Origin of the sequence: Vulcanisaeta distributa JCM 11216 (genome assembly GCF_001315985.1) — an archaeon.
Taxonomy (GTDB): Archaea; Thermoproteota; Thermoprotei; order Thermoproteales; family Thermocladiaceae; genus Vulcanisaeta; species Vulcanisaeta distributa_E.
On record NZ_BBBI01000050.1, the window covers coordinates 1 to 2,330 of the forward strand.

Here is a 2,330-nt window from a genome sequence, read left to right on the forward strand (position 1 = left end):
CGTGAATTACGGAGAGTGGGCTAAGGAACAAATCAAGGGATCTAGGGAGTTTGAGGGGTTTCATGAAAGAACTCAGTAGGTTGCTTAAGTACGGTGCTGATGCACTTGTTGGTGGTAAAGCCTTCAGTGAGGTTTTTCCGAGGATTGCATCAATAGCGAGGAACGACTTGCTTGTTGACTCTGTCGTTAAGCTTCACCTGGCAGTCACAGCCAGGGATGAGGTAATTGAGAGGCTGAGCAGTGGTGGCAGGTCCTCATTGATTGGGCTTATCGACTACGCGGACTCGGTGCGCAGGCAACCGCTTGTTGCCCTGCTCGAGCTACTCAGTGAGCTTGGCATAAACCTCAACAAGGCAGTTGAGTGGCAGTCATTCAGTGAGGAGTACGGTAAATTAGGCATTGAGCCCAGCGAGCTCAAGGCACTGGCCAGGGCATTGAGGGCACTCTACGAGGATGGATTCATCAACATCGAGGCTGTCGAGAAGGTAGCCAAGGACTTGGCCATCAAGGCTTCAGCGGCTAAGCCAAACAGCGAGGTCTTTAGGGAGTTCCATAGGGATTTGTGGAGGTTGGTGTTAATGAGCGCTAGAAACGCTAGGGATGAGTTCATAAGTGTTGATTTGATTGGCAACAATAGGCTTGGGAATTTACTGAGTAGGTACATGCCTCCGAGGTTGGTGATTGATATTTTGAGCCAGGTCAGGCACTACGCAGTCAGTGAGGCTGAGGCGTTGTTGAGGAACCTAGCAAATAGCCTAGGCAAGAAGGTTGATGAGTTGAGGAGTAAGCTTAAGGACATGGAGGCTAGGTTAAGCGACTTAATCGGCAACGGCAGTCTCAGCGAGGCTGAGAGGCTGAGCAAGGAGGTTGGTGAGTTGAGGAGGGCTTTGACGCTTTACGAAAACGCCTTGAATACAGTCAGCAATGCCTTAAACGCATTGAGTTACGGCGAGAACATAGACCTAAGGATTCAGTTGCTTAGGTCCTCTGTGAAGTCCCTAAGAGACTCACTAAGCAAGATCGCTGGTGAACTCAGGGATGCTGAGTTGGGCATTAAGGCGGCAAACCTAATCGAGGCGATAGTCATCACCGAGGCTTTGATTAATGGCTTGGGGGGGAGGTACGTAAACCAGCCTAATAAGTGATTAATTCGCCTTAAACGATGCTTAGGCTCATTTTGGGTAGGCTTGATTACGGGGGGGGAATCAACACTGGCGTGACCTTCAGGCTTGGCGACGCAAGGCACTCAATGGCGTGCCTGACGCCAAGCTCAATGCCCTATCCAAGGCATTGATTAATAGGGTCTTTCGCGAGCTTGGCATTAACTGCGACTCGAGCCACCTCGATTTTTTGAGCCAGGTTTTTGAGGACTGCGGCTTCGCATTCCCAGCAAGCGTTGAGTTCACGAGCGAGTTCAATGCCGATGAGCTTAGGAATTCATTATACTCAGCCCCCCCGATGCCAATCATTGAGCCGTTATCAACAATAATCGGCCTCGCCCTCGCATCCTCACTGAGGGTAAACACCGAGTTCTACAGTGATTTATGGCCTAGGCTAACCGATGCGTTGGCTCAGTTGAGGGCTTTGGGTATTGACGTCGCTGTGCACAGCAGTGTTTTTGATGTTAATAGGGTTTTTGTTTTTGATGAGGTTGTTAGGAGACTAATTAGGTTGCCTAGGATTGATGAGCTTAGGGATACCACGGAGTTCGGCAGTAAGATCGAGGTCATTGGATTGAGTAGGAGGTTCATAGAGGCACCGGTTAGGCAATTCAGCATTGCCGAGCCGACAGAGGCTAGGTTAGGCAATGACGTGGTCAATGCGGTCGAGGTCCTCACCAAGGACTTGGGTGGCGTAGCCACACTCAAGGCCTTGAGTGAATTGGTTGGTCATGAAGCAGTGCTAAAGGCACTGTCAATGGGGGGGTATGTAGTCTACAACCCCCCCTCAGACATGACCATTAGAGCCACAACCAAGGCACTAACCCTTATAAGGCGTTTGAGCGTTAACAATGATGCCCTGGGGAAGGAGGCAAAACGTGGGTTCAGTGAACCAAGTTAATCCGTGGATTAACCAACAAGCCAATCAAATGGGCTTAACGCCTCAAGACCCGTGTAAGCTGAGCGTTAAGGATTTGATTAATGACCCGGCTGGGCACCTCTTTCACTTCATGGTTCTTGATGAGACTCATGCATTGATCTTCGGCTCGATAGGCACTGGGAAGACCACACTGATTAAGAATGCACTCTCCAACGTGCCGTGTGGTTACGCGGTTGTTGTGTTTGATGTTGCTGGTACTTACGAGGGATTCACTGACTACCACGCTCCCT

General features: G+C 50.1%; 3 protein-coding genes. All 3 read left to right on the forward strand.

The window, feature by feature from the left end:
- The first annotated feature begins 50 nt into the window (after positions 1 to 50).
- Complete coding sequence (locus JCM11216_RS14095; protein ID WP_243676478.1) at positions 51 to 1,145, forward strand: hypothetical protein; 1,095 nt, start codon at positions 51 to 53, stop codon at positions 1,143 to 1,145.
- Between the two features lie 109 nt (positions 1,146 to 1,254).
- Positions 1,255 to 2,061, forward strand: coding sequence for a hypothetical protein (locus JCM11216_RS14100; protein WP_243676479.1), 807 nt, complete (start codon positions 1,255 to 1,257; stop codon positions 2,059 to 2,061).
- Positions 2,048 to 2,330, forward strand: a 283-nt coding sequence (locus JCM11216_RS14105; RefSeq protein WP_243676480.1) for a type IV secretion system DNA-binding domain-containing protein, incomplete at its 3' end; no start/stop codon positions are given. The genes JCM11216_RS14100 and JCM11216_RS14105, both read left to right, overlap by 14 nt.